The 25,501-nt window shown below is 48.3% G+C and carries 27 protein-coding genes; 17 read left to right on the forward strand and 10 right to left on the reverse strand.

The window, feature by feature from the left end:
• Window positions 1–6: 6 nt before the first annotated feature.
• Entirely contained in the window at window positions 7–1,278 is a 1,272-nt protein-coding gene (locus NF212_RS18245) for an MATE family efflux transporter (protein WP_434362124.1), read from the reverse strand.
• 183 nt (window positions 1,279–1,461) lie between these two features.
• Here NF212_RS18245 and eptA point away from each other — a divergent pair, with 183 nt between their 5' ends.
• The 7 genes from eptA (at window position 1,462) to NF212_RS18280 (ending at window position 8,244) form a co-directional block, all read left to right on the forward strand.
• Window positions 1,462–3,093: a phosphoethanolamine transferase EptA gene (gene eptA, locus NF212_RS18250; protein WP_434362126.1), complete on the forward strand. Its 1,632-nt coding sequence runs from the start codon at window positions 1,462–1,464 to the stop codon at window positions 3,091–3,093.
• An 81-nt stretch (window positions 3,094–3,174) separates the two neighbouring features.
• Window positions 3,175–3,534 carry a diacylglycerol kinase gene (locus NF212_RS18255; protein ID WP_434362128.1) on the forward strand — a complete coding sequence of 120 codons (360 nt, stop codon included), beginning with the start codon at window positions 3,175–3,177 and terminating at the stop codon, window positions 3,532–3,534.
• A gap of 581 nt (window positions 3,535–4,115) precedes the next feature.
• Window positions 4,116–4,511, forward strand: coding sequence for a lipase secretion chaperone (locus NF212_RS18260; RefSeq protein WP_434363018.1), 396 nt, complete (start codon window positions 4,116–4,118; stop codon window positions 4,509–4,511).
• A gap of 135 nt (window positions 4,512–4,646) precedes the next feature.
• Window positions 4,647–5,510: a PhzF family phenazine biosynthesis protein gene (locus NF212_RS18265; RefSeq protein WP_434362130.1), complete on the forward strand. Its 864-nt coding sequence runs from the start codon at window positions 4,647–4,649 to the stop codon at window positions 5,508–5,510.
• Window positions 5,511–5,650: 140 nt separating this feature from the next.
• Window positions 5,651–6,649, forward strand: coding sequence for a DUF2860 family protein (locus NF212_RS18270; protein WP_434362132.1), 999 nt, complete (start codon window positions 5,651–5,653; stop codon window positions 6,647–6,649).
• 13 nt (window positions 6,650–6,662) lie between these two features.
• Window positions 6,663–7,676: a potassium channel family protein gene (locus tag NF212_RS18275; RefSeq protein ID WP_434362133.1), complete on the forward strand. Its 1,014-nt coding sequence runs from the start codon at window positions 6,663–6,665 to the stop codon at window positions 7,674–7,676.
• 160 nt (window positions 7,677–7,836) lie between these two features.
• Window positions 7,837–8,244, forward strand: a complete 408-nt coding sequence (locus NF212_RS18280; protein ID WP_434362135.1) for a cupin domain-containing protein — start codon at window positions 7,837–7,839, stop codon at window positions 8,242–8,244.
• A 52-nt stretch (window positions 8,245–8,296) separates the two neighbouring features.
• Here the strand turns inward: NF212_RS18280 and NF212_RS18285 are convergent, their stop codons facing one another.
• Together NF212_RS18285 and NF212_RS18290 are read right to left on the reverse strand one after the other, a co-directional pair.
• Window positions 8,297–8,926, reverse strand: a complete 630-nt coding sequence (locus NF212_RS18285) for a LysE family translocator (protein WP_434362136.1) — start codon at window positions 8,924–8,926, stop codon at window positions 8,297–8,299.
• Window positions 8,927–8,937: 11 nt separating this feature from the next.
• On the reverse strand, window positions 8,938–9,624 hold the full coding sequence (locus tag NF212_RS18290; RefSeq protein ID WP_434362137.1) for a DUF4336 domain-containing protein: 687 nt from the start codon (window positions 9,622–9,624) through the stop codon (window positions 8,938–8,940).
• Window positions 9,625–9,798: 174 nt separating this feature from the next.
• Between NF212_RS18290 and NF212_RS18295 the strand changes: the two genes are divergently transcribed.
• From NF212_RS18295 to NF212_RS18305, 3 genes are read left to right on the forward strand one after another with little or no spacing between them, the layout of a single operon-like run.
• Window positions 9,799–10,098 (forward strand): DUF134 domain-containing protein, encoded by a 300-nt coding sequence (locus tag NF212_RS18295; protein WP_434362139.1) that lies wholly within the window; start codon window positions 9,799–9,801, stop codon window positions 10,096–10,098.
• Window positions 10,095–10,625: a NifB/NifX family molybdenum-iron cluster-binding protein gene (locus tag NF212_RS18300; RefSeq protein ID WP_434362140.1), complete on the forward strand. Its 531-nt coding sequence runs from the start codon at window positions 10,095–10,097 to the stop codon at window positions 10,623–10,625. Before NF212_RS18295 ends, NF212_RS18300 begins: the two co-directional genes overlap by 4 nt.
• Window positions 10,610–10,822, forward strand: a complete 213-nt coding sequence (locus tag NF212_RS18305; RefSeq protein ID WP_434362141.1) for a hypothetical protein — start codon at window positions 10,610–10,612, stop codon at window positions 10,820–10,822. Before NF212_RS18300 ends, NF212_RS18305 begins: the two co-directional genes overlap by 16 nt.
• 67 nt (window positions 10,823–10,889) lie before the next feature.
• Here the strand turns inward: NF212_RS18305 and NF212_RS18310 are convergent, their stop codons facing one another.
• Together NF212_RS18310 and glyA are read right to left on the reverse strand one after the other, a co-directional pair.
• The gene (locus NF212_RS18310; protein ID WP_434362142.1) at window positions 10,890–12,332 is read right to left on the reverse strand and encodes a catalase; all 1,443 of its coding nucleotides are present in this window, start codon (window positions 12,330–12,332) and stop codon (window positions 10,890–10,892) included.
• A gap of 182 nt (window positions 12,333–12,514) precedes the next feature.
• The gene (gene glyA, locus NF212_RS18315; protein WP_434362143.1) at window positions 12,515–13,849 is read right to left on the reverse strand and encodes a serine hydroxymethyltransferase; all 1,335 of its coding nucleotides are present in this window, start codon (window positions 13,847–13,849) and stop codon (window positions 12,515–12,517) included.
• A 137-nt stretch (window positions 13,850–13,986) separates the two neighbouring features.
• Here glyA and NF212_RS18320 point away from each other — a divergent pair, with 137 nt between their 5' ends.
• The 3 genes from NF212_RS18320 (at window position 13,987) to NF212_RS18330 (ending at window position 16,981) form a co-directional block, all read left to right on the forward strand.
• On the forward strand, window positions 13,987–14,865 hold the full coding sequence (locus tag NF212_RS18320; RefSeq protein ID WP_434362145.1) for a LysR family transcriptional regulator: 879 nt from the start codon (window positions 13,987–13,989) through the stop codon (window positions 14,863–14,865).
• Window positions 14,866–14,965: 100 nt separating this feature from the next.
• Window positions 14,966–15,352, forward strand: coding sequence for an SMU1112c/YaeR family gloxylase I-like metalloprotein (gloA2, locus tag NF212_RS18325; protein WP_434362147.1), 387 nt, complete (start codon window positions 14,966–14,968; stop codon window positions 15,350–15,352).
• A gap of 222 nt (window positions 15,353–15,574) precedes the next feature.
• Window positions 15,575–16,981: a glycoside hydrolase family 1 protein gene (locus NF212_RS18330; RefSeq protein ID WP_434362149.1), complete on the forward strand. Its 1,407-nt coding sequence runs from the start codon at window positions 15,575–15,577 to the stop codon at window positions 16,979–16,981.
• A gap of 21 nt (window positions 16,982–17,002) precedes the next feature.
• Here the strand turns inward: NF212_RS18330 and NF212_RS18335 are convergent, their stop codons facing one another.
• A complete protein-coding gene (locus NF212_RS18335) occupies window positions 17,003–17,575 on the reverse strand; it encodes a sugar O-acetyltransferase (protein WP_434363019.1) in 573 nt (190 codons plus the stop codon).
• 254 nt (window positions 17,576–17,829) lie between these two features.
• Between NF212_RS18335 and uhpA the strand changes: the two genes are divergently transcribed.
• From uhpA to NF212_RS18350, 3 genes are read left to right on the forward strand one after another with little or no spacing between them, the layout of a single operon-like run.
• Window positions 17,830–18,438: a transcriptional regulator UhpA gene (gene uhpA, locus NF212_RS18340; protein ID WP_434362151.1), complete on the forward strand. Its 609-nt coding sequence runs from the start codon at window positions 17,830–17,832 to the stop codon at window positions 18,436–18,438.
• Window positions 18,438–19,934: a signal transduction histidine-protein kinase/phosphatase UhpB gene (uhpB, locus tag NF212_RS18345; protein WP_434362153.1), complete on the forward strand. Its 1,497-nt coding sequence runs from the start codon at window positions 18,438–18,440 to the stop codon at window positions 19,932–19,934. Before uhpA ends, uhpB begins: the two co-directional genes overlap by 1 nt.
• Window positions 19,935–19,951: 17 nt before the next feature.
• Window positions 19,952–21,253 carry an MFS transporter gene (locus NF212_RS18350; protein ID WP_434362155.1) on the forward strand — a complete coding sequence of 434 codons (1,302 nt, stop codon included), beginning with the start codon at window positions 19,952–19,954 and terminating at the stop codon, window positions 21,251–21,253.
• A 50-nt stretch (window positions 21,254–21,303) separates the two neighbouring features.
• On the opposite strand, the gene NF212_RS18355 is transcribed toward NF212_RS18350, so the two are convergent.
• Window positions 21,304–21,957, reverse strand: a complete 654-nt coding sequence (locus tag NF212_RS18355) for a glutathione S-transferase family protein (RefSeq protein ID WP_434362157.1) — start codon at window positions 21,955–21,957, stop codon at window positions 21,304–21,306.
• Between the two features lie 464 nt (window positions 21,958–22,421).
• Here NF212_RS18355 and speB point away from each other — a divergent pair, with 464 nt between their 5' ends.
• Window positions 22,422–23,354, forward strand: coding sequence for an agmatinase (gene speB, locus NF212_RS18360; protein ID WP_434362159.1), 933 nt, complete (start codon window positions 22,422–22,424; stop codon window positions 23,352–23,354).
• Between the two features lie 57 nt (window positions 23,355–23,411).
• Here the strand turns inward: speB and NF212_RS18365 are convergent, their stop codons facing one another.
• The 3 genes from NF212_RS18365 to NF212_RS18375 form a co-directional block, all read right to left on the reverse strand.
• Window positions 23,412–23,702: a putative quinol monooxygenase gene (locus tag NF212_RS18365; RefSeq protein ID WP_434362161.1), complete on the reverse strand. Its 291-nt coding sequence runs from the start codon at window positions 23,700–23,702 to the stop codon at window positions 23,412–23,414.
• Between the two features lie 90 nt (window positions 23,703–23,792).
• The gene (locus NF212_RS18370; protein WP_434362163.1) at window positions 23,793–24,158 is read right to left on the reverse strand and encodes a DoxX family protein; all 366 of its coding nucleotides are present in this window, start codon (window positions 24,156–24,158) and stop codon (window positions 23,793–23,795) included.
• 150 nt (window positions 24,159–24,308) lie between these two features.
• The gene (locus NF212_RS18375; RefSeq protein WP_434362164.1) at window positions 24,309–25,451 is read right to left on the reverse strand and encodes a GNAT family N-acetyltransferase; all 1,143 of its coding nucleotides are present in this window, start codon (window positions 25,449–25,451) and stop codon (window positions 24,309–24,311) included.
• Between the last annotated feature and the right edge of the window lie 50 nt (window positions 25,452–25,501).

The following is a 25,501-nucleotide window of genomic DNA, read 5'->3' on the forward strand; positions in this document are numbered from 1 at the left end:
CGTCAATTACTCAGTCTTGGTTTCCGCATAACCCATTCTGTACATTTTATATGCGACAACTCCAGCCATAATATTTCCTACCGCCGCACCGATGAATATGCCATTGAGACCAACTGTATTTGCCCCCAGCCAAACCAAGGGAAGGAAACAGGCAAAGAGGCGCAATATGGAAATTATCAGTCCCCTTATTGGCATCCCCAATGCATTACATGCGGAAACAAGAAGGATACATATACCCAGCAAAGAAAGGCTTAGAGGCACCCACATCAGGTGAACATGCAAGATTTGAATTACCTGGCTGTCGTTTGCCAGAAGATTCGAAAGTTGGCTGGACATCAACCAAATCAGTCCACCAATCAGCAACTGCCATACAAAGACAAACTTCATTGCCAGTGAAAGTGTCGTCGTCACACCGCGACGGTCACCGGCTCCATACATGCGGGCTATCATCGGTGGCATGGACATGGTAAGGGCAAGTACCACAACGATTGCAAAAAACTCTACTCTTGAACCCAGCGCCCAGGCTGCTACGGCAGCAGAACCAAACCCTGCTACAAGCTTGGTAGCAAGTGTAGATGCCAAAGGGGGCAGCATTTGGCTTACCATAGCCGGTGCCATAATTTTGCCCAAATCTCCCAGGCTTTTTCTTATTTCAAGGCCATTCCAGTTAAAACTCAGCCAGTTTCTGCCAACGACCAACGGAAAGACAACCAGTATCCCAAAACCGAAAGCAGCAATCGTAGCCCAGGCCGCACCATTGAGCCCCATACCGAAAGTAAACATAAACAGGGGATCAAGTCCCATATTCAGTAGGCTGGTGACAACCATCAAGATCCCGGGGAGCATTGTATTCCCGTGAGATCTGCACAGACTGTAAGCAAAATAGAGCATTGCGCCAAGCCAGGCACTCCCCAGCCAAACCTTCCAATAACTGTCAATAATTGGGAACAGGTTTTCGTGGGCTCCCAGGAAAAGGAGTATCGGATCCCGACCAAACCACACCAGCAGGCACAGTGCAAAAACACTGGCAGCCCCGGTCAATACAACCAAGCCACCAATTTGACTTGCTTCTTTTACATTGCCTTTACCCAAAACTCGGGATATCAGGGCGGTAGTCGCAATACCAAGACCAACTTGCAAGCCGATAACCATCATCTGTATTGGCATGGTAAATCCCTGAGCAGCCAAGGGCTCTATACCTAACCGACCGATAAAGGCGGAATCGACCAATTGAAAACTCATCAGTGATAGTACGCCGAAGATCATCGGCCATGTCATGTCAAAAAGTTTCTTTGCCAACTCTATTGTTTGTTTATTCTTTGATTTAATTATCATTTAACAGCCGAATATATTTTATGTCTTGATACCAGTGAGCATATCACTGATACAACTTCTTACATTTTTTCGAACGTTGTGCAAAAATGCACGGTTTTGCGACATAGTTCAAGAAACGGTAATGAAATGAAGCGCCGAATCAGCCAACTTAATTTTACTCTGATAGTGGCCCTTTTCTTCGCCACGATTCAAAATGCCGGGCTGTGGAAACACCTGTTCGACATTCTCTCCCAATCCCAGCCAATCGACTGGGGATTTGTTGCCAGCATCCCCGTATTCATCACAGTCCTGTGCTTTACCTTGTTTACGCTGCTCGTTTGGCCAGTCGTCTACAAAGTCATCGTCCCGGTACTGATCGCCCTCTCTACACTGGCTACCTATGCCATGGTGACTTACGGTCAGTACTTTAATTACGACATGATCGTTAACATTTTTGAGACCAACCAAAGCGAAGCTACCAGCTACCTCTCGGTTTCATTGGCTCTGTGGGTCTTGGGACTTATTATTCTTCCGGTTATTGCTGTGCTTACCGTCAAGGTAGAATTCCCAAAGTCACTGCCGAAACTGCTATTACAAAAAGTCATCGCCATTGTTGCTGCGCTTGTCGTTGCCGGTGGTGTTGCTGCATTGTACTACAAAGATTATGCGTCACTGGTCCGGAATCACAGTGAAATCAAATCATTGATCAATCCGACCAACTACCTTAGTGCCTCGTTCCGCTACGCAAAATACAGCCTGTATGAGAAAAACCTCCCGTTCAAATCTCTGGGCACCGACGCTAAAGATAACAACCATGGCACAAAACCCAATGTTGTTGTTTTGGTTGTAGGTGAAACATCCCGGGGTATGAACTATTCATTAAATGGATATAACCGGGATACCAATCCTCGCCTTTCAAAAGAAAACGTCATCAGTTTCCAGAAAGTTACTTCATGTGGGACTGCTACCGCTGTTTCCGTACCATGTATGTTTTCTGTACTCAGCCATGATAACTACAATGCGATCACTGCGAAGCATCAGGAAGGGCTTCTCGACGTATTAAAACACGCAGGTATCGATGTTAGCTGGAAAGATAATGATGGTGGCTGCAAAGGCGTATGTGACCGTGTTGAACATGTCACTATCGACCCGTCAAAATACCCTCAGCAATGTGAAGACGGCACCTGCTACGACAGTGTTTTGCTTGAAGGGCTGAAAGAAAAAGTACATAACGCCAAGCGTGATACCGTCATCGTGTTACACCTGATAGGTAGCCACGGCCCAACATACTACAAGCGTTATCCTAAGGAGTTCCAAGTATTCAAACCTACCTGTGACACTGCTGAAATCCAGGATTGTACACAACAGGCTCTGGTGAATACCTATGACAACACCGTAGTTTATACAGACTACATACTCAGCCGAGTTATTGGTGTTCTTAAAGATAACGATATTCAGCATAACACTGCCTTGCTCTACCTGTCAGACCACGGTGAATCACTGGGCGAAAGTGGCATTTATCTGCACGGTTTGCCATATGACATCGCTCCGGTTGAGCAAAAAACAGTTCCGTTAATTATGTGGATGTCTCCTTCTTACATGGAACACCATAAAATTAACCGTCAATGCATTGTAAAAAATGCAAAAAATGTGGAGTATTCTCAGGACAACCTGTTTCATACCCTGTTGGGTATGATGTCTGTCACTACCCAAGTTTATCAGCCCGGAATGGATATCCTGGCAGGTTGTGAGAACAGCAATCCAAGCATGCCTCAGTAACCCAGGTAGACAGACCCTTCCGGCCTTTACCAGTAAAGGCCGGATTCAAAAAAGCATTTAAGACAAGAGAGTAACAGACTGATGAAACCACAAGTCACCGGTTTAAAGCGCATCCTCAATGCAACCGGTTATTCCATCCAGGGTTTACGGGCTGCCTGGAAAAATGAAGCCGCATTCCGTCAGGAACTTATTCTTCTCGTGATCATGACAGGCATCACATTTTTCCTGCCAGTAAACCATATTGAGCAGTTACTAATGATCGCCAGCCTGTTTTTGGTCGTCATTGTTGAACTTCTTAATTCAGCCGTTGAAGCCGTTGTTGACCGTATTGGCCCAGAACACCACGAACTGAGTGGCAGGGCAAAGGACATCGGCTCGGCGGCAGTTTTTGTTTCTCTGCTCCTCGTTGTCATCACCTGGGGAACAATCCTGTTCTTCTGATCACATAAGCCGGACAGGCATTACTCTGTCCGGCTTTTTACATGCCCATGCCTGATTCCCTGATATTTAAAGAAAAATGTCACGATGGAAGTTGCCAATTCTCATCATTAAGACAACCAGTTCCCACCATCTTAGGTTAATTTGAATACCAGTAATCCCTTATACGAGGGAAGAATCCCGCAAGTTATTGTGCTTAATAAAACAGGGGATAACTCGGAAACATTAAATTCTGGTCTGAAAGAAACAATAACAGTGCTGACAATATCTAAGGATGATTTCGAAGTACGGTGGTAAACAGATAACAATTATTGAACATGTCCAGGTTAAAAGTTGTGCGCTCTTAACTGAGACATTGTCCCTGGCTCAATACTGAATAGCAGGACTTTTTTACAGCGGGCTTTATCTCTGTTTCCGCAAAGGTTGACCCATAACGCTCAGAAGGTTTTTGCCAATAACCTCTGATTGGTAATTATGGATGGAATTTGTAAAGACAGAAATACAAATTGCAACCAAAGAGTTTAGGAACAAAAATGCAGTACCTCTTCCTGACATTGTTGCTTACTTTTTTATCCCTCGACATGATGGGAGCACACGCACTTTCAAGCTCACTCTTTTCCCAACCAACTAAAATTTCACATTCAGCCTCTCCCCCACTCCCTAGCACATATAACAGTACCTATAGCGCGTTGGAGAATTTAAACAGGCATCATAATTCCGTTTCTTATAATGATTCTCTCTTTAACCGCTTACAGGCATACCGAGCAGATTTAGCGCGCTATGTTCCTTCGTTACCCAATCCGGTTCCTTCCCTCAAATTTCTCGTCATCTATGACCGGAGTATATTGGCACTTCAGATGAAACATTTCTCGCCAGTGGAACGAAAACACCTCTTTAGCAAAGAGAACGCATTACGCCGTCAGGCACTGAATAAAATGGCGCGTCGAATAACAGATCTTTCGCCGAAGACACAGAACTGATCCCCCTTTAACTGCGGTGAAAACAACTCCTTGAGGTGATTTGGGTATATATCTACCCCACTTTCAGGCTATCCTTAATAAAGCTGTTGTTAATGTACAGTTTGAAGCTATTAACAGGATTAGGGACCGTCATTCATGGATGTGAAAGTATTTTTAGTAGACGCATTTTGCTATAACGATAACGGTGGTAATCCTGCGGGTGTCGTCCTCGATGCCGACAGCCTGGATGAAACACAGATGCAGGTTATTGCTAAAGAGGTGGGATTCTCAGAAACTGCATTTGTCACTCTTACTTCCCCTCAAGATATACGTATCCGATACTTTACCCCGGTTAGTGAAGTGATGTTTTGCGGGCATGCAACGTTGGCTGCTTTTTTCACCTTATTTTCAGAGCGCCGCATTGGCCAGGGTTCCTATCCATTCCAGACCCAAAGTGCAACGCTCAGCGTAAACATCTCTGCATCAGGCGATGTGCTTATAACCTTTCCAAAACCAGCATACCTCGGACAGCTTGACGTCGAGGAAATTGCTCCCTTGTTCAATCTGTTTCCTGAAGATCTGAGCATTGAGTCTCTTCCTATTGAGGTTATTTCCACGGGTGCCAATGACGTCATTGTTCCAGTCAGTTCAGGCAGGTTAGATAGCGTCACACCTGATTTTGAGGCTATCAGTAAATACTGCGAAACCCATAATTTGCTCGCATTCCACCTGTTTGAATACACGATTGATGATGACGAACACAAAATACATGGACGGAATTTTGCACCTCTGGTAGGTATCAATGAGGAATGTGCAACGGGCACAGCAAACGGGGCTTTGGCCTGTTACCTCACCAAACAAATACCGTCGTTGGGGCCGGACTACGCATTATTTCAGGGACGCGCCATGGGCAGGGAGTCTCTGATAAAGGTTCAGTTGGAACTGGACGACGATCAAGTGAATGCTGTCAACGTTGGCGGGAAAGCAAAATTTTCGGGATTTCGCACACTAAAGGCATAAACGGCGCACTACAATACTTTATACCCAGCTATATACTGGCCATAGTCAGCAATTGTTCCCTTTCGCTGACTATGGTTTCAAATTGAACTCCATCGTAAGCACGGCATAACATCAAGCATTTCATTTCCAGGGAGGGAAACATGTTTCCATGCTGCCGGGTTATCACGCTTTTCCTTTGTATATCAAGCATCTCCGGTTTAGTAGCCAAGACCTATGCCAATGAACCGGGTTTCCACGGTGAACTGGCATTCAATACGGGGTTCACTTCAGGCCGTTCCCAGTTCAATACTGACGAAAAAGCATCCCCTGCGACTAATAAAGCCGACACTGATACGAATATTTTGTTTTTCCCACTGGGTGAACTTAACTACACAACACCAGGTGGAAAAAACACCTTTTATATTGGTACCGCACGTGAAGACATTGCGCTCGGGAATGCACATTTTGAAATCGGCTACAGTAGGAACCTTTCAGGACGCTCCAAACTGTCAATTGGGCTCATTCCCGGACTATTCAACAACGAGACCTGGGAAGACCCCTATACCGTGGGTAGCGGATTGAAACGCCAGGAAACCGATCAATCGGTGACTGCCGTCCGGGTTAAATGGGACAACATTTCCAAATCTAATTTTTCATTCGAAACCGGTTTTGGTATCCACAACATTGATAGTGAACGCAGCGGGGAATATTGGAACAACAATCAAACCGCAATTAATACAGGCCTCCTTAGGCGTGATGCCGATGTGATTTATACCAAGCTTTCCTATAGGTATGCTCTTAAACCAGGCACCATGGTTCAACCTGCGGTCAGCTATTCCGGAGTGAATGCTGATGGTAAAGCAATGGCATACGACCAACTTAATTTGCAACTTGCTCTTTTCAAAGCAGTTGGCAATCACAGGCTGGCACTTTCGACCAACATGTCTGTTGCCCACTTCGATACTGTTCATCCTATTTACAATAAAACCCGTAAAGACAAAGCCTTTGGATTCTTCCTGGCTCACGAATATCCAAATCTCTTTGGCTATCAGAGCCTGAGCTTTATATCATTGTTGGGGTATGACGAGTCTGACTCCAACATTACCTTCTATGATGAAGAAGGTTGGCTGGTATCGGCAGGTATATCCTTAACATTCTGATTCATGGAAGAATATGTCGATTTGGATTTTTCTCAGGCGCTGGTTACTTAGAAGGTTCACACAACTGAGCGGCCGCTCAGTCGCCCTCTTTGTATTAAGCTACATACTCTCCTCCTGGCTATTACTGAGCTTGGCTGGTGAGCAAGTGCTTACCTCTTCATTCACCGATTTCGTTTACTACCTGATGGTTACTGCTTCAACCGTCGGTTACGGGGATATGTCTCCGGCAACCCCGGCAGGAAAGTGGATCGTTGCACTTTGGGTTATCCCCGGTGGCCTCAGCCTGTTTGCCATAGGAATCGGTCAAATTGCGTCATTGTTTTTGGATGTCTGGCAACATCAGTTGAAAGGAAGAAGGAGACTTACCGTGCAGAACCATTATCTGGTGCTGGGATGGAATGACCAACGCACTTTGCACCTTATTAACCTTCTCCAACATGGGGAGCATGGGAGCAGGAGCATCGTCCTGGCAGTCAGGCCTGAAATGGACAACCCCCTCCCTGGCGAAATTGAGTTTGTCCGTGTACCAAGCTTCACAGATAAAGCGGGAATGGACAAAACCAACGTCGCGCAGGCCAGCACTATCATTATTGATAACCCGGAAGACGACATTACTCTGTCTGCCATCCTTTACTGCGTAAACCAGAATCCGGACGCCCATATCCTGGCCTACTTCCAGGATGAATCCATCGCTACCCTGGCAAAACAACACTGTCCGAATGTCGAGTGTGTCCCTTCCGTCTCTGTTGAAATGTTGGCAAAGGCAGCCGTTGACCCTGGCTCCAGTTCCCTTCACCACGAACTGCTATCCACCTCAATAGGTATGACACAGTATTCCCTCACTTATCCCGAAAGACCGGACACAACCGTGGGTGACCTGTTCACCGGGTTGAAGCAGCAGCACGAAGCAACACTCATTGGCATTGATTTCGGCGATGGGATAAAAATCAACCCACCGGTTTCTGATATCGTTGCAAGCGGGCATCGCATCTACTACATCGCGCCCAAGCGCATCCTGACGCTCTAGTGCATTGATAACATAGTTTGCAAAAACGAAAACCTGATAATAATCAATAATTACATATTGTTATGTGTATTTTGCTTTAGCCGTCAAAATGGGAAAAATCCGGAAAGAGGCGTAAAATTCTCGTCTCAATAGGCTTGATAAATGTATCCGGGGAATTCCTATGCGTACCCAACAACCTGACGTAAATACCAGTGAAGTATGGCAACACCTGAAATCCGAAGCAGGTGACCCGGCTGGGTTCAAATGCCGTGGTGGATATCCGCAGAATCCTGATGGCGTAGAAGTTTTGATGGAAACCTGGGAAGCCGGCTCTACTGAGCCACCTCACTGCCACCCGGGTGACGACATGACCATGATGGTCGAAGGTGATATGGCCGTTCAGTTTTATCTGGAACAAGACGGCAAACTGGTGAAAGACGGCGAAGAGCGCCTGTTCAGCCTCGGTGAAAATGCCTATATCCGCAAAATGCAGATTCACAGCGTCCGCTATGTCAGCGATTGCCGGATTGTTTATATCCACAGCGGCGCATTCGACTTTATTGAGAGCCCACTGCAAATTGCTGAGTAATTTCCGTCAAGAAGCCGCTCTTTCAAAAAGCGGCTTCCCTTTTTGCGCCAATTCAGCTTTCCTTAAGCGCCATTGTTACCCCCAGGCCAACCAGAAGTGTGCCTGAAACGCTTTCAACTGCTTTTACTGAACGGGAAAACGCCGGATGTCCAAATAACATTCCCCCCACAATGGCGTACGCTGTATTGCAAAGCGTTGCCAGAACGCTGAAAACGATGCCCAGGTAAAGAAGTTGAAAGGCGATGTTTTCAGCATTGGTACTGACAAACTGTGGCAGAAACGAAAGAAAAAATAACGCCACTTTCGGGTTGAGAATACTCACAATGACACCCTGGGTGAATACGTTCCTGTTATTAACAATGCTCTCTTCGGTTTCAATGTTCATGGCTGATTTTCCTTGCCATGTTGACCGTAGAATACTGATACCCAGATAGATCAGATAGGCTGCACCGATAAACTTCACAACTGAAAACAACAGAGCAGAGCTCATCACCACGGCTGATAAGCCCAGAACCGCAGCCAAGGTATGGAAAAGGTAGCCCACGCCAAGTCCTGCGGCTGCCAGAATACCCCCAGAGACCTTCGCCCTCAGCGTATTCGAAACGATGTAGACGACATCCGGCCCAGGTATCAGGTTCAGCGTCAGTGAAGCAACAATAAAGAGTAAAACCGACTGTTCCATGTCTTTGAGTCCTAATCCAACCAATGAAAAGATGATTTCAGAAATTTCGTGCCACTTTCAGGAATAATTTCACCGTGGGCCATGATGATTCGTTCAGGGTTCCACGCAATCATCCTCTTGAGATGACGCCGGGCCTTGGCTTTTCCGAACATAAAACTCACCCGCCAATCGACTGGCATCTTCCCATTTGGTGCCATTATTCCTGCACCTTTTGCAACAAGCCGCTGCCAGGGTTTGAACCCATCGCCGGAAAAATTTTCAATCAGGTCAGTGACGATCAGCGTGCGGGAGGCGTGGTGGAAAAACACGCATTCCTGCATGGCAGGCGACCCGGTAAACATCAGTTGATCCAGTTCAGCCACCCAAGGCCATTCAACGTCCCGCTCCAGCGCCCCGTCAAAAGTAATATCCGTCCGCTTTTTAATCACCTCCTGGGTACCAAACACCTTAGCGTCAGGAAATGCCGTTTTCCATTCTGGTAAAAACAGGTGGTGCAAGTGATTGGGTGCAATCAGGTACGCAACCCTACCAAGGCCGGACAACGCATTTATCAATGCATCTTCAATTTGTATCGGGCTGTGCAGCCAAAGCTCTCCCTCAGGCAGTCTGACTACGGTCATTCGAGTGGTGTACGGAAAGCCAAAAAATGGCACGGGGTTCCCGTCAACCACCCAGATATTCTTATCTATGGTTTGCATAACGTCCCCCCTCATCTGAAACCAACCTTTAAAAGATATCGCTGTCACCCATCAATTTGTAGATCTGGTTGCATAAAAATTATCCGGCATCCCGTACGATAAATTGATCTAGAATATGGCATATGCCATAAATGAATTTACAATACTGCCATCCTATCGAAATAACAGCTCCCTATGCCAAGACCAAAAGTAGAACGTACTATTTGTGGCCGCGCTGCCCGCTCACTGTTTAAGCCAAATGGTATCCCGGCCAGAGAACTAGAGCACCACACTCTTCACGCAGACGAGTTTGAGGCTTTACGTTTGGTTGACCATCTGGGCATGCAACAAATCCAGGCAGCTGAGGCAATGGGTGTATCCCGACAAACCCTTGCGAACATCGTAAAATCTGCCCGATTTAAAGTGGCCGATTGCCTGCTTCAAGGCAAGGCATTGGTGATGGCAGACAGCAATGAATCCGGAGAACTAGAATGAAGAAAACACTCATGCCGGTTCGCGGCGAATGCCTTGCAGGGCATTTCAGCAAAGCAGCGGAACTGGCCATATTTGACAGCACTGGCAGCCTGACGAAAAGGCTACCAAATCCTGCCCGTGAAAGCGGCTGTGCCAATAAAAAAGTTGTATTCGATTTAATCGCTGAGCAAAACGTACATCGAATTATTGTCCGCAATATCGGCCAGAAGATGCTTGGAAAGTTGTTGGCGATGAATGTAGACGTATTCAAGTCATCGTCCATGCTGGATGCAGACAGCCTGGCAGACCTTGACTTGGCAAAACTCCTTCCTCTTACTTCTGCAGCGCAAGGAAGGGAATGTGCCCGCCGGGGTAAAACGGACAAAGGCTGTTGCAAAGACAAGGCCCGGCCTGCTCTTAAAGCGGGCTTTTCGCTTCGCTCACCATCTGCTTCGGGGCTTTCCCTAAAGCCAGGTTCATTCAAATCAGCTGTAAAAAACTCCGGATGTGGTTGTGGTGGAAAGGAGGGTGGATGTTGTCATTCCTGACTGAGTGGGGCGTCCTTTTGGCAGCCACACTTTGTGTGATTGGTTTTACGGTACTCGCGCTCTTGATGCGCCTGCGAACCAGCCGTCCCAAGCCAATGATTGAAAAAGCAGACGAGATCCTGAGCGAACGCCTTTGCGGCTGCCAAGAACCGTGCGAAACGCACCTCTACCAAATCCGGGAACCCGGGGAAGGTTGATCCCTGTCAGCTTATTTTCCAATAAACAAAACGGCCCCACATAGGAGCCGTTTTCTTTGAACGTCGATTAAGCGAGGTTCAGGGCCGCTTTCAGTGCTGCGCCCAGCTCTTCGTCCACTTTGGTAAACAAGTCTACCTGGGTACGGACAATCTCTTCCACTTCTACATCACCCAATGATGCAGCCAGGTTTTTCACCAGACGTCCCTGCTGCTCGTTGTCCATCAGGCGGTACAGCGCACGTGGCTGTGTGAAATAGTCGTCATCGTAGTCACGGAAGTTATAGTGCAAGGCTTCGCGTTCCAGCGTCAGTGCAGGCTCAGCATCGTGAGTCGGCATGTAATCATTGAAACGGTTCGGTGCGTAGTTTGGAGACATACCACCGTTGTCATCCATGCGCATGTGGCCGTCACGATGTGAGCTGTGAACCGGGCACTTAGGACGGTTTACCGGAATCTGGTTATGGTTGATGCCCAGACGGTAGCGTTGGGTATCGCCATAGGAGAACAGGCGGCCTTGCAACATACGGTCTGGAGAAAAGCCGATTCCCGGTACGATATTCGCCGGTGTAAACGCCGCCTGTTCAACTTCAGCGAAGTAGTTTTCAGGGTTACGGTTCAGCTCCATCACACCCACTTCAATCAGTGGGAAGTCTTTGTGTGGCCATACTTTGGTCAGGTCGAATGGATGGATATGGTAAGTTTCAGCTTCCGCCTCAGACATAACCTGTACCTTCACATCCCAGCGAGGGAAATTGCCCTCTTCGATAGCCATAAACAGGTCAACCTGAGAAGATTCACGGCTCTTGCCTACGATCTTCGCTGCTTCCTCGTCGGTGTAATGACGGTGGCCTTGGTGGTTCTTGAAGTGGAACTTCACCCAGTAGCGTTCATTGTTTTCGTTAATGAAGCTGTAAGTATGGCTGCCAAAACCGTCCATATTACGGAAACCGGTCGGAATGCCGCGATCACTGAACAGGATAGTAACCTGGTGCAGTGATTCAGGGTGACGGGACCAGAAATCCCATGCTGCCGTTGCACTGCGCAGGTTGGTTTTCGGATCACGCTTCTGTGTGTGAATGAAGTCAGGGAACTTCAGTGGATCACGGATGAAGAAAACAGGGGTGTTGTTACCTACCAAGTCCCAGTTGCCTTCATCGGTATACATCTTCAGGGCAAAACCGCGCACGTCACGCTCTGCATCGGCAGCACCACGCTCACCAGCAACGGTAGAAAAACGCAACAGTACGTCAGTTTTCTTGCCGACTTCCCCAAATACACTCGCTTTTGTGTACTTGCTGATATCGTTAGTCACGGTAAATGTACCGAAGGCAGCAGAACCTTTAGCGTGAACAACGCGCTCAGGAATACGTTCACGGTCAAAATGCGCCAGTTTTTCAACCAGCCACGTATCCTGAAGGAGGATTGGACCACGAGAACCGGCAGTCAGGCTGTTATCGTTGTCTACTACCGGGGCGCCGTTGCCTTGGGTAAGTGTTTTGTTGTTCGCCATAGCATTGTCTCCAGATGGGTTTATGGCGATGTTACGCCCGCCCGGAGACAAAGAGAAAACGTTGGTACCTATCTATTTGATAGGTAAACCCACTCACTTGAATTCACGAAGTGAATGAGTGAAGAGTTGAAAGGTTCAAAAACATTTTACTGCCATCGGATGAGTTCTCGTCCCAACATGTTTCAGTTTTCTACATAAGCCAGGTGCGTAAACCTCCGCCTAAATGCAGAAACATCTTTTGCCACTTCGCTCAATGGGCGGGTTTCCAACAAGCAATCGGCAAAAAACCGCGCAATGTCCTGCATGTCGGCTTCATTCATGCCTGCACGTACTATCTCTGGTGTTCCCAAACGAAGGCCATTCATATCTCCGGCCACCTCACCCACCGGCAGACCAATCCCGCAGGTGAGGATGTTAGCCTTTCTCAGTTGTTTTGCCATAGCCTGCCCTCCCCCAAAACCTACAGCTTCGATCGCAAACTGGTGTGAAGTTGTAGGAATTTCCTCATTTCCGTTGTTGACCCTGAAAACAGGCATCCCGAGCGACTGACACTCTTGAGCCAAAGCTGCAGACGTAGAAATCATTGCCCTGGAATATGCCTCTCCATATATTTTCCAATCCACCAGCGACGCTGCGAGAGCGGCAGATTTTGCAACATCGAAATTAGCCGTAAGTCCTGGGAATGCGATTACATCTATGCGCTCCATCAGTGAAGCATCGTTGGAGACGATTAACCCTCCCGGCGGCCCGCCAAGGCTTTTGTAGGTACTCATCGTCATCAGGTGAGCCCCTTCTGCAAGAGGGTTGGGCCAGCTTTTCCCTGCTATCACACCGCATTGATGCGCAGCATCAAACATAACGTAAGCCCCCACTTCGTCAGCTATTTCGCGAATACAGGCAACCGGGTGGGGAAGCAGGTTCAGGCTGCCACCAATGGTGATTAGGGCGGGCTTTACCGCTTTCACCTGCCTGGCCAGTGCATCCGTATCAACAGTGTATTTCTGCGAATCCACCGCCATTTCAACAATATTGAGTCCATACAGACCTGCGGCTCCGGCGAGGTGATGCGTTACATGCCCGCCAATCGATGCCGGTGGTACCAATACAGTGTCGCCCGGTTTGGTGGTCGCGATAAATGCGTATAAGTTTGCCATTGCGCCGGAGGACACCCGGATCTCCGCGAAAGAGGACTCAAACACTTCACAGGCTAATTGCGCTGCAATAAGCTCAATTTTCTCGATCGCTTCCAGTCCCATTTCATATTTGTCACCGGGATACCCAAGCGAAGGACGTGATCCCAGCCCGGACGCAAGTAAAGCCTCGGCTTTCGGGTTCATGATGTTGGTGGCAGGATTCAGGTTAAGGCAGTCTTTTTCATGGATGTCGCGGTTCTGAGCGGCCAATTCATACAGTGACGAAACCAGTTCACTCCCTTGCTTTACGTCATACGCAGCCAATATTTCTGCTGCAAAGGCATTCAGTTCATCAGTCATCCACGGACGCGGGAAATAATCCATATTGGCCTCCTTACGACAATCATCAGTACAAACGGCCAACGTGTTGTGGCCCATGTATTTCTATCTGACCGTTTTGGGCAAATTTGCTCAAATGGATTATTTTTTGTTTATGACCAAAAATTTTAGGGGCTTAATCTGTGCGTTCACAACGTTACCCTCACCTTCCCCCAATGGAGACACTTATTGCATTTGAAGCGGCCGCAGAACATGAAAGCTTCGCAAAAGCGGGTAAAGAATTGTTTTTATCGGCTTCCGCGGTGGCATACCAAATTAAAAAACTCGAACATTCTCTGGGTGTAAGTCTTTTCATTCGCCATGGAAAAGGAGTGACACTCAACCTGAAAGGGCGAGATTTTTTGCTCCATGTCAGAGAGACACTGAAAAAAATTGAGGCGGATTCGGACCGGTTAAAACACGCACGCCACCAGCCTCTGCTGTTGTTAACGCAACATGCTATCGCCCAATTGTGGCTTCAGGAAAACCTGGGGCTTTATCAGGATGATTTCCCGGATCACGAGCTCGAAATATCTGCAGTCAGCACCATTTCGCCCGAACCGGAAAATGCCGACATGGCAATAGGCTATTTTCAGGAAGACCCGGGTAAACCCTGGGTGAAGCTTTGGGATGAATATCTTTTACCGGTTGCATCCCCCGAATATAGAGAAGAAATTCCCGCTCTCTACTATGACGCACAGTGGAATGACGATTGGAGACCGTGGCGGCATGTGTTGATGCAATTTGAGGAAAACCGGATGCGGCGTTCAAGCCTGTATACCTTGATTCACCAGGCTGTCCTGCAAAACCATGGCGTCATGGTCGCCCGTCTTTCACTTATCGGAAAGGATCTCTCCAACCAACTTTTGGTGCCCTGGCCAGACCGGCACAGTACGCCACTAAAATCCGGTGGGTACTATTTTTATTGTTCAACCGCCTGCCGACACCACCCGGTAGCGAACCATTTTGGGGAGTGGATTAAACAGTACGTACCTGATACCGGTGCGGTACTAAAAATGTAGACAGACAGTAGCTATTTAAGTCGCCAGAAATAATTCACTGAGCAATCATTCGAATATTATGGTCCAAAATCAACCTATTAATATAAACCGGAGACATACTATGCTTGCGGGCATTCACCATACCGCCATTATCTGTTCGGATTACCCTGCTTCAAAACATTTCTATGCAAATGTGCTCGGCTTACAAATTATTGCTGAAAATTACAGGGCATCCCGGGATTCCTGGAAACTTGATCTGGCCCTTCCCGACAGTACTCAAATTGAATTGTTTTCCTTCCCGGATGCCCCTTTGAGGATGAGTTATCCTGAAGCTCGGGGCCTTAGGCACCTGGCGTTCAGGGTAAAAGACATTGAAGCGGTTATAGCGCATTTGACAGCTCACCACGTTAAATGTGAACCGGTGCGGACAGATGAATTCACCGGAGCGCGTTACACCTTTTTCCCAGACCCTGATGGTTTGCCCCTGGAACTATACGAAATCGAATAGCTCGTTGAATCACAGCCATTCATCTTAAATTCAATCTGTTATAACAATATTTATCGCTAATACACGATTGTTTTTCGACGTAATACTCTAATTTATATGCAACTCAATAAACTGACACAGGGCACGCTTTTCACATTTTATTTACATCATAATGTGCCGGGTATACAAAAAACCATGCACTCGTGCATATAAATATCATTACTGAGAACGGGACTGACCGACATGACCTCGTATGATTTTCCCTACGGATTCATCTGGGGATCAGCGACTTCCGCACTACAGATTGAAGGGGCAAACGTTGAAGGAGGACGAACACCATCCCATTGGGAAGTGTTCTGCTCCGAACAACCTGACCGCATCGCAGGGAGAGCTTCCCCTCATCTGGCCAGCGACCATTACAACCGTATGGAGCAGGATGTTCTGGCCATGCGCGATCTCAGCCACAATGGCTATCGTCTTTCTATCAGCTGGCCCAGGCTGATTCCGCATGCAGATGGCAAACTTAACCCTGAAGGTATCCGTTTTTACAATCGCCTCTTCGATACTCTGGTTTCAAACGGTATCGAGCCAAACGTGACGCTTTACCACTGGGATTTACCACAATGGCTCGCAGAAAAAGGGGGATGGGAAAACCCGGAAACCATAGACGCCTTTGTATTTTACGCTGAAGCCTGTTTCCGGCTGTTTGGAGACCGGGTCAAACGTTGGGTTACGTTGAGTGAGCCGGGGTGTATAACCTTGAACGGATATGCCACGGGGCTGCACCCACCGGGAAAGAAGGATTTTGCCACCGCTATACAGGTGGCACACAATTACGTGGTCGCACATGCCAAAGCCGTCAGCAGGTTTCGTTCCATCTGCCCAAATGGACAGATTGGCCTTGTACTGAATATGTCCCCGTTTTACCCATCAAGTGAATCAGAACCAGATCGGCAGGCCGCATTATTGGCTGACGGGCTGCTGAATCGCTGGTTTCTGGAGCCGGCACTTTCCGGCAGCTATCCGGAAGACATGGTATCGTTTTACCGTGATTACGCCATCCTTCCCCATATGGAGCCACACGACCTGGATGATATCGCTTCATCACAAATCGACTTTATTGGTGTGAACTATCATTACCCACGCTATGTCAGTGCAGACGCAGAAAAAACGTCATCCAGCCAGGGAAGTTTGTGTCGCGACGGAAAATTTAACTTTTTCTCAGTTAAAAACCTTTTCCGTATCCAGGGATGCAAACAGGGCGGCATTGATATGGAACCGGACGCTTTAACTGAACTCCTTGACCGTATCCATCAGCTTGCGCCCGGTATGCCTGTCTATATCACTGAAAACGGTATCGGGAAGGAAGAGGAGCTGACACCATGCGGAACAGTCGATGACGAGCACCGTATTGATTACATAAAATCCCATCTGAAAACCGTCCATGCTGCGATTGAAAAAGGCATCAATATCCGTGGGTACTACATGTGGTCTCTGATGGATGGTTTTTCATGGCTGGATGGCTACAGCAAACGTTACGGGTTCCTGTATGTTGACCGCAACACCATGGAACGCCATAAAAAGAAGTCCGCCTACTGGTTTGCCAGCGTGGCAGCAAACAACGGGTTTACAGATTGCAAGCCGGGGTAATAAATCCCGGCTTTGTACTGTTCAGGCGTCTGTACCGAGTGTATCTCCTTCATCCAACCGACGTATGACGCGCATAGGGCTGCCAGCCACTAAAACATCCGGCGGTACATCTTTAGTCACTACCGTATTTGCAGCAATCACTGAGCGGGCTCCGATTGTCACTCCCTGGCAAATAACGGCATTGCCGCCAATCCACACATCATCACCAACTGTAATCGGTTTACAGTAGGTTTCCCAACGACGGCGACTTTTCCAGTCCAGTGAATGAGAGGCAGTATAGAACTGCACATTCGGCCCGACCAACACATGATCCCCAAGCTTGATTTCGGCCCCATCAAGCATAATCACACCCATATTGATAAAGGTCTGGTCACCAACAAAAACGGTCTTGCCAAATTCACAATTGAACGGTGGTGTAATAACACTGTTCTCCCCCATGGAGGCAAACAGTTCCCTGAACAACGCCTGGCGCTTCTCCGGTTCCGCCTGGTTTACCTGGTTAAGGATGCGCGCTGCCCGGTTCCGAATTTGGTCTATTTCCGCGTCAGCACCATTAAACACTTCACCGCGCTTCATTTTTTCGAATTCACTCACCATCTGCCCAGGCTCCCGGCTAAAAACACTGAGTCTAGCATCTGGTGAAACCACAAACTTAGACTTTTGTAGCACAAATATTTCTTAATCTGGTGTGGCGGACAATAAGATTAAAAATCCAGCGAAAAATTGTGCTAGAATCCGCGCGATTATTCAGAACAATTATCCCCTGCCAACCGCTAAATTACCGGAGCAATACCCGTCAGACCAAGGATGTGTCTTCCCTTATACCTGCAGGGGTTCGGGAGATTACTATGATTCATGTCGCCTTGGTTGATGACCACCTGGTTGTCCGTTCCGGTTTTGCCTTCCTGCTCGGTCTTGAAGAAGACATCACGGTTGTTGGCGAATACAGCAGTGCCGAAGAAGCACGCCGTGGACTTCCAGGTTGCCAGGCAGAGGTGGTAATCCTCGACATATCCATGCCGGATGAAAGCGGCCTGAGTTTGCTTGAAAGCCTGCCCAAAGGTCTGGCCTGCATCATGCTCAGTGTCCATGATGCCTCTTCAGTAATAGAAAAAGCTCTTGCCGCCGGCGCAAAAGGCTTCTTGAGTAAACGTTGCAGCCCAGAAGAACTGGTACAGGCAGTACGTGTAGCAGCCGCCGGTGGTTGCTACCTGACAACGGATATCGCCCGAAAACTGGCAACCCCAAGCCTGGACCTGCAAAAGCTCAACCAGCTGACGCGGCGTGAACGTGAAGTTGCAGAATGGCTCGCCAAAGGGTTGGATGTAAAATCCGTCGCCGCAGAGTTGGGGCTTTCCCCTAAAACCGTACATGTGCACCGTGCTAATGCCATGGACAAACTGGGTGTCAGCAATAACGTTGAATTAGCTAACTGCTTCAGGGATGAGGCAGTGTAATGCGCAATTACCTGATTTCACTGGCGTGCAGTATTTTAATTGTCATTTGTACCTGGTTTCCCCTCTGGGTGATATCCACCTATTTCACAACCAGTGATCAGTTAGCCGTATTACTGTTCCCCTTCGCGTTACGTCTTGGCGTATGCCTGCTTTCCCCTATCCGATTCTGGCTGGGAATATACCTAAGCGAATGGGTCCTGATGGCAGTTATCGCCAACCTTCTCGGGCAGCCGGAATGGCATTTTGCCGAGCTGGCCAGTTTTTTAAGCCTTCCGGCTCTTTTTATTGCCAGGCACTATTTTGAAGGTCCGGAGTGGAAACGGCTCAGTATTATCGGTGTTTTGGTTATCTTTACCGCTGTTATCAATATGCTCAGCTACTCCCCTACCGGGCAATCAGCCTGGATGGTGCTATTGGTCAGCATTACCGGGGGGTTGATGGTAGTTCCGGCATGTTACCTCGTCTGGGATTATCTGTTTGCCAGAAACTGGAAGCCATTGACATCCAGCCTTGTCGGCAGAACTATCCGTTTGCGTGCCGGGCAAACTTCACAATATGCGGTTCTGCTGCTGCTCAGCCTCTTTGCCCAGGTTGGTCTCCCTGGTGAACTCCGTATTTTTGCACCGTTCTGTTTAGCCATTCCGATTGTCTTGCTGGCTTTCAGCTATGGCTGGCAGGGAGCCCTGCTGGGCACCCTGCTTAACAGTGTCGCACTGATTGCGGCTGGCTCCCATGAGTCTGCCCTCCACTCAACAGATCTCCTGCTAACCCTATCGGCGCAGAGCCTGACCGGAATCCTGCTCGGAATCGGTATCCAACGCCAACGCGAGCTGAACCGGGCACTTCATGCCCAACTGAAACGCAACCGCAAACTATCAACCCAACTGGTGGAAGCAGAGGAAGCTGTCCGCCGAAATGTTGCCCGCGAACTCCACGATGACATTGGGCAAAACATTACCGCAATCCGGACCCAGGCATCCATTCTGAAACGCATTGAGCAAACTGATATGGGAAACCACTGCGCCAATACCATTGAGCAGTTATCCCTCAATATCTATGACACGACCCGGCATCTCCTCAGCCAGCTTCGCCCCAAGGTACTTGATGACCTGCCGCTTAAAGATGCAGTAATCCAGCTTACGCGGGATCTGGAGTTCAACCGCCAGGGTATTGCCTGCGAGGTAGAGTGGTACCAAAGCGAGGAATCACTTACCGACACGATGCGGGTCACTATCTACAGGTTGTGTCAGGAAGCACTCAATAACGTTGCCAAACATGCCAGCGCCAGTGCGATTAAAGTGACAGTCAAAATCAGCCATCACTGTGAAATCACTGTGGTCGATGATGGCATAGGCATTGACCGCGCGGCCAGTGGTCAGGGCTACGGGCTGAAAGGTATGCAAGAAAGGGTAAATGCGCTTGGCGGCGTACTCTCTATCCGCTCTCAATCAGGGAACAGCGGCACCGTGATATCCGCCTCCCTGCCTCTTATGTAATGAATTAAGTGTCTGATATGACTGCCACAAAAGACATTAACCGCAAATACCATTATTGGCGTGTCCACATCATGCTTACCATGTATGTAGGCTATGCATTTTTCTATTTCACACGTAAGAATTTTAACTACGCTATGCCGGCAATGATTGCCGATCTGGGGATCAGCAAAGGCGATATAGGCCTGTTGGGGACGCTGTTTTACATCACTTACGGGTTATCCAAATTTATCTCTGGCATGGTGTCTGACAACAGCAATCCCCGTTACTTTATGGGGCTTGGGCTGATCGCCACCGGGATTATCAATATTCTGTTCGGTTTCAGCAGCTCCATCCCTGCCTTTGCTGCGCTCTGGGTCGCCAATGCCATCTTTCAGGGTTGGGGCTGGCCGGCATGCTCCAAATTGCTCACCTCCTGGTATTCACGTTCTGAAAGGGGGTTCTGGTGGTCAGTGTGGAATACGGCACACAATACAGGCGGTGCATTGATTCCCATACTGGTTGGTTACCTCACTTTCCACCACGGCTGGCGACAGGGGATGATCATCCCCGGTGTGCTGGCGGTTGTCGCCGGATTATTCCTATGTTGGCGTCTGCGCGACCGTCCGGTCACCATGGGGCTCCCGACTGTCGGCCAGTGGAGAAAAGACGAACTGGAACTGGAACAGGAAAGCGACGGACAGGGGCTGAGCCAGCGGGACATCCTGGTGAAATACGTGCTGACCAACAAATACATCTGGCTGCTGGCTGTCAGTTACCTGCTGGTTTACGTAGTTCGCACTGCCATTAATGACTGGGGTAACCTTTACCTGCAGGAAAAATTTGGCTACGACCTGATAAAGGTAAATACGGCTCTCTCCATGTTTGAAGCAGGCGGCTTCATCGGCTCCCTGGTAGCCGGATGGGGTTCGGACAAACTGTTTGGCGGAAACCGGGGCCCAATGAACATAATTTTTGCCATCGGTATATTTTTGTCAGTGGCAGCCCTATGGCTCATGCCGTTTGTCCAGTACACACTTCAGTGCGCAGCGTTCTTTTGCATTGGCTTTTTTGTATTTGGCCCACAAATGCTGATTGGTATGGCGGCGGCAGAATGCTCCCATAAAGATTCAGCCGGGGCCGCTACCGGCTTCGTTGGTATCTTTGCATACCTTGGCGCATCCCTCGCCGGCTACCCGCTTTCTCAGGTTATCGTAAACTTTGAATGGACCGGGTTCTTTGTCGTGATTACGGTGTCAGCAGCCATTATTGGTCTCTTGCTTCTGCCCTTTTTAAGCTCCCAGTTGGACCGGCACGATGAGAACACCTGCATAAAAACCTAAACTGTTAACCGCCCTCATCGTCGTGGGCGGTTAATAGGGACCTGCACTTATCACTTCAACAACCATGCAGCAAATTTGGTTATATCCAACCCTTCAATTTCGAAGACTGCGCGTACCGCCCTTTGCTGCATCATACGGCGTGTATGCGCAGCCAGGTTCCCATACCGGCCATCCACACTTTGTATGTCAGGCACCCAGCCGACCAGCATAAACAGGAAGAAATCACAGGCGGTCAGACTATCACCTAGCAGGTATTCATGACCTTCAAGCTGGCGATCAATGACATCCAGAATATCTGCAATCAACCGGTTTTGTGCCTCAATAACCGAGGGAATTGCACCTTCTTGTGTGGTATGGCGCTGAGGGTAATAGCGAACCAGTATTTCCGTTTGCAGAGTATTGTTGAGATATGCCAACCACTGGAAAAACTGCGGCCTTTCTCTCGTCCCCAACGCTGGAATCAGCGCGTGTTCAGGGTGCTGTTCACACAGGTGAATGCAGATAGCCGGGCTTTCAAAAATTGCCTGCCCATCATCAATCAAGGTAGGTATTCGTCCTGCCGGGTTTAACTTCAGGTAATCTTCCGACTTATGCGCCTGCGCACGTTTATCTACCAACAACAGGTCATAATCCAACCCCATTTGGTAAAGGAGAAAATGCGGAGCCAGGCTGGCAGTATTGGGATAATAGTAAAGTTGATACACGTTTTTGCTCCTTCAAAGAACATATGGAGTATCCTGGGCGGCTAACGAGTGTACACCCTGATGCTCCCGGCAAAATGAGATAGCGGAGTGGTTTTAAGGAACAAACTGAAGCACTGCTGTGACATAATGGATGTCGAGACTGCCATTGCCGGACAGTACACAGTCCCCCCGGAAGAAGTGTGTGAAATATTGAACCGTTATAAAATGCAAAGCTGGTTGTCATAATCCGGACCTGCTCTTCCCATTTAGTATCCCCCTACTTAGTCACCTCTTCAAAAAATGCCTATCCCCATACTTTTAGCCATAGTCAGAAGCACATTGAATTTGCATTGTGATTTCCCGATCACAGAATTATTTGAATCAAATCATAGGATCAAAGCAGTGCCGTTATGATTGATATATCGAACAGCTAACAATAAAAGAAATCGGAATGACACCGGCTCCAATCTGGTGAGGAATAAGAAATGGATGATTTGTTCACGAAAGAAGATACGTCACTCTTTGCCAATGCAATGACGTTTCTCCGTCAGCCTTACCTTCGAAACCCTCTGGGATCCAACGCTGATCTGGTGGTAATGGGCGTCCCTTTTGATATGGCAACCTCCGGAAGGCCCGGTGCTCGGCTTGGTCCGGATGCTATTCGCAAAGCCTCGGTAAATCTGGCCTGGGAGGGCAATAAATTTCCCTGGGGTTTTAACCTGCTTGACCGAATCAATGTCGTCGATGCGGGAGACCTGGTTTTTGACAGCGGGGACAGCAATGACCTCACGCGGCGTCTTGAAGCCGCTGCAACGGCTATTATCCGAAGCGGTAAAACGCTTCTCTCATTGGGGGGAGACCATTACATCACGCTCCCGTTGCTCCGCGCCCACGCCAGCGTTCACGGCGAAATGGCACTGGTGCACTTCGATGCCCACACTGACACTTATGCTGACGGCAGCGCCTATGACCACGGCACCATGTTCTATCACGCCCCGAATGAAGGGCTGATATCCAGGCAACATTCCATACAGGTTGGAATTCGCACCGACTACACCCGGGAAAACCACGGCTACCGAGTCCTCGATGCGATGCAGGCAAACGACATGACTGTGGATGACATTGTAGAAGCTATCCGGTCAACCGTTGGAGACAAGCCGGTTTACCTGACCTTTGACATTGACTGCCTCGACCCGGCTTACGCTCCCGGAACCGGAACCCCGGTTTGTGGTGGACTTACCTCTGACAAAGTACTGAAAATTATCCGAAAGCTCGCTGGCCTGAACATTGTTGGAATGGATGTGGTAGAAGTGTCACCCGCCTATGATCACAGTGATATCACCGCGCTAGCAGGTGCGACAATAGCCCTTGAGCTTATGTACGTCTGGGCATCATCAAAAGAATCACTTGGCAACTGACCATTAAAAAACCCGGCTTATTCATAAAAATAAACCGGGTTTCCTTCTCTGGTATTTTCAACATTTGGTCATTTCGCTGACCGTAAAAGAAGCAATAGCCCCCTCGACGGCTTTCAAGTAGTCCGCAATATGAGGCGAATGCATATGCTGTTGCCAAATCTCGCGGTTTTCCCAATTTTCAAAAAAGAGGAATACCGCCGGATTGTCATTGTCCTGGTGCAGGTCGTATTGAATACAACCCGGCTCGTTTCGCGTCGGTTCAATGAGGTTAATTAATGCAGACTTTACCAGTTCAATGCTTTCAGCATTGGCTTCAATTTTTGCGACGATAGTTAAAGGCGTACTCATTTCAGTTTCCTCTGATATCCAGTACGCAAAAACAATAGACCACCACGTTGTTATTTGCATGGCTGCACAATCAAAACACTAGGGAACTCTTCAACCTGTTAATACCCCAAGTCGGGCAAAAACCACCAGCCCTGACAATATCAGCGTTACCATCGCCGGAATACCGTCTTTCCAGGTGTCAAAACGCAAGTGGAAAAAGATAGCACCGGCAGATGTTCCCACCAGAGCCAAAGCACCTGCCAACCCGATATACCCTGGCAGCCAAATCGCGATGGCACCAAAAAGTTCAACAAACCCAACCAACGCCATCACTGCCCGGTTTAACCCATATTTGATAAAGAACGCCAGTTGCGTTTCAAATATCATCTTCTGCCAACCCAGAATTTTAATAGAGCTGGCAAACGCATAAAACACGCTCAATAACGCACAAATAATGGTAACAATGGTCGGACTCATGCTTTTCTCCCCGTAGTTAACAACCCTAAGATGAGGACTGCAAAGAGGTTTTCAACTGCACATCAAACACGAACTTTATTGATCGCATTATTGGGAATGCATTCTCACTTTCTGGCAAGAGGAGAATTCATTTCTGTTTGGCATAAACATTCAAGTCTGCTTGAAAGGCAAATGCGCCATGGCATCTTCAACGTATTGGGAAACGAGCTTGCTTTCCCGTCGCAGGTAGTCGGCAATGGCATCCTGAAAACCATTGTGGCGAAGAAAGTGCGCGGAATAGGTAAGAACCGGTTCAAAGCCCCGCAGCAGCTTGTGCTCTCCTTGGGCCCCGGCATCAAATTTACTCAACCCATGCCGGATGCAATACTCGATCCCCTGGTAATAGCAGAGCTCAAAGTGAAGGTTTTCAAACTCCGACAAGCATCCCCAATAACGTCCGTACAGTGTTTCTGATGACCGTAGATATAACGATCCGGCGACGTACTCCTCTCCCGCTCTGGCAAAAACCAATACCAGAGTCTCGTTCATCAACCTGCCAAGCTGGTTAAAAAACGCCTGATTCAGATAGCCGGAATGCCCAGAGCGTTTAAGGTAAGTTCGCCGGTAAAACTGGAAAAAACGAGACAGGTGCTGGTCGGTAATATCCTGTCCCTCGACAACTTCCACGGTTATCCCCTGAGCGATAACGCTGTTTCGTTCCTTACGAATGTTTTTGCGTTTGCGGGAAGTTAATGCAGCAAGAAAGTCATCGAAATGCTCATAACCCCGGTTATACCAGTGAAACTGCACATCGCAACGTTCAAGGAACCCGGCTTTCGCACAACTTGCAGAATTGGACTTGGGGTGAAAAAGGATATGGGCACCAGAACATTCCAGTTGTTCGGTGAGCGAAAGCAGGCCACCTAACAGATAACGTTCTATTTCTTCCTTGTCATCATTTTCGACAACCAAAAATCGCGGGCCGGTTGCAGGAGTAAATGGTATGGCGCAGACAATTTTCGGGTAGTACTCGAGCCCTGCATCTTCATAGGCTTCAGCCCAGGCCCAGTCGAACACGTACTCCCCGTAGGAATGCCCTTTTAGAAAGCAAGGTGCTGCGCCTACCAGCACATCATTGCGGTACACGCCGATATATTGAGGCAACCACCCGCGTTTTGCTCCCAACACATTGCTTTGCTCAAGGGCTTCAAAAAACTCAAAACGCAAAAAAGGAAAATCGTCTGGCAACAACGTATTCCAGGCTGCTTCACCAAATTCTTCAATTGAGGGAACAACCCGGCATTCCAAAGACATGATCAATTGTTCTTTATTGTTGGTGGGTACAAAGTAAATAGTGACTGACT

The organism is Parasalinivibrio latis (genome assembly GCF_036825535.1).
Taxonomy (GTDB): Bacteria; Pseudomonadota; Gammaproteobacteria; order Enterobacterales; family Vibrionaceae; genus Parasalinivibrio; species Parasalinivibrio latis.

Bases quoted from the DNA above. Each gene is read 5' to 3' on its own strand.
- NF212_RS18245 (WP_434362124.1), bottom strand. From the start codon at position 1,278: ATGACATGGCCGATGATCTTCGGCGTACTATCACTGATGAGTTTTCAA.
- eptA (WP_434362126.1), top strand. From the start codon at position 1,462: ATGAAGCGCCGAATCAGCCAACTTAATTTTACTCTGATAGTGGCCCTT.
- NF212_RS18255 (WP_434362128.1), top strand. From the start codon at position 3,175: ATGAAACCACAAGTCACCGGTTTAAAGCGCATCCTCAATGCAACCGGT.
- NF212_RS18260 (WP_434363018.1), top strand. From the start codon at position 4,116: ATGGGAGCACACGCACTTTCAAGCTCACTCTTTTCCCAACCAACTAAA.
- NF212_RS18265 (WP_434362130.1), top strand. From the start codon at position 4,647: ATGGATGTGAAAGTATTTTTAGTAGACGCATTTTGCTATAACGATAAC.
- NF212_RS18270 (WP_434362132.1), top strand. From the start codon at position 5,651: ATGTTTCCATGCTGCCGGGTTATCACGCTTTTCCTTTGTATATCAAGC.
- NF212_RS18275 (WP_434362133.1), top strand. From the start codon at position 6,663: ATGTCGATTTGGATTTTTCTCAGGCGCTGGTTACTTAGAAGGTTCACA.
- NF212_RS18280 (WP_434362135.1), top strand. From the start codon at position 7,837: ATGCGTACCCAACAACCTGACGTAAATACCAGTGAAGTATGGCAACAC.
- NF212_RS18285 (WP_434362136.1), bottom strand. From the start codon at position 8,926: ATGGAACAGTCGGTTTTACTCTTTATTGTTGCTTCACTGACGCTGAAC.
- NF212_RS18290 (WP_434362137.1), bottom strand. From the start codon at position 9,624: ATGCAAACCATAGATAAGAATATCTGGGTGGTTGACGGGAACCCCGTG.
- NF212_RS18295 (WP_434362139.1), top strand. From the start codon at position 9,799: ATGCCAAGACCAAAAGTAGAACGTACTATTTGTGGCCGCGCTGCCCGC.
- NF212_RS18300 (WP_434362140.1), top strand. From the start codon at position 10,095: ATGAAGAAAACACTCATGCCGGTTCGCGGCGAATGCCTTGCAGGGCAT.
- NF212_RS18305 (WP_434362141.1), top strand. From the start codon at position 10,610: ATGTTGTCATTCCTGACTGAGTGGGGCGTCCTTTTGGCAGCCACACTT.
- NF212_RS18310 (WP_434362142.1), bottom strand. From the start codon at position 12,332: ATGGCGAACAACAAAACACTTACCCAAGGCAACGGCGCCCCGGTAGTA.
- glyA (WP_434362143.1), bottom strand. From the start codon at position 13,849: ATGGATTATTTCCCGCGTCCGTGGATGACTGATGAACTGAATGCCTTT.
- gloA2 (WP_434362147.1), top strand. From the start codon at position 14,966: ATGCTTGCGGGCATTCACCATACCGCCATTATCTGTTCGGATTACCCT.
- NF212_RS18330 (WP_434362149.1), top strand. From the start codon at position 15,575: ATGACCTCGTATGATTTTCCCTACGGATTCATCTGGGGATCAGCGACT.
- uhpA (WP_434362151.1), top strand. From the start codon at position 17,830: ATGATTCATGTCGCCTTGGTTGATGACCACCTGGTTGTCCGTTCCGGT.
- uhpB (WP_434362153.1), top strand. From the start codon at position 18,438: ATGCGCAATTACCTGATTTCACTGGCGTGCAGTATTTTAATTGTCATT.
- NF212_RS18350 (WP_434362155.1), top strand. From the start codon at position 19,952: ATGACTGCCACAAAAGACATTAACCGCAAATACCATTATTGGCGTGTC.
- speB (WP_434362159.1), top strand. From the start codon at position 22,422: ATGGATGATTTGTTCACGAAAGAAGATACGTCACTCTTTGCCAATGCA.
- NF212_RS18365 (WP_434362161.1), bottom strand. From the start codon at position 23,702: ATGAGTACGCCTTTAACTATCGTCGCAAAAATTGAAGCCAATGCTGAA.
- NF212_RS18370 (WP_434362163.1), bottom strand. From the start codon at position 24,158: ATGAGTCCGACCATTGTTACCATTATTTGTGCGTTATTGAGCGTGTTT.
- NF212_RS18375 (WP_434362164.1), bottom strand. From the start codon at position 25,451: ATGTCTTTGGAATGCCGGGTTGTTCCCTCAATTGAAGAATTTGGTGAA.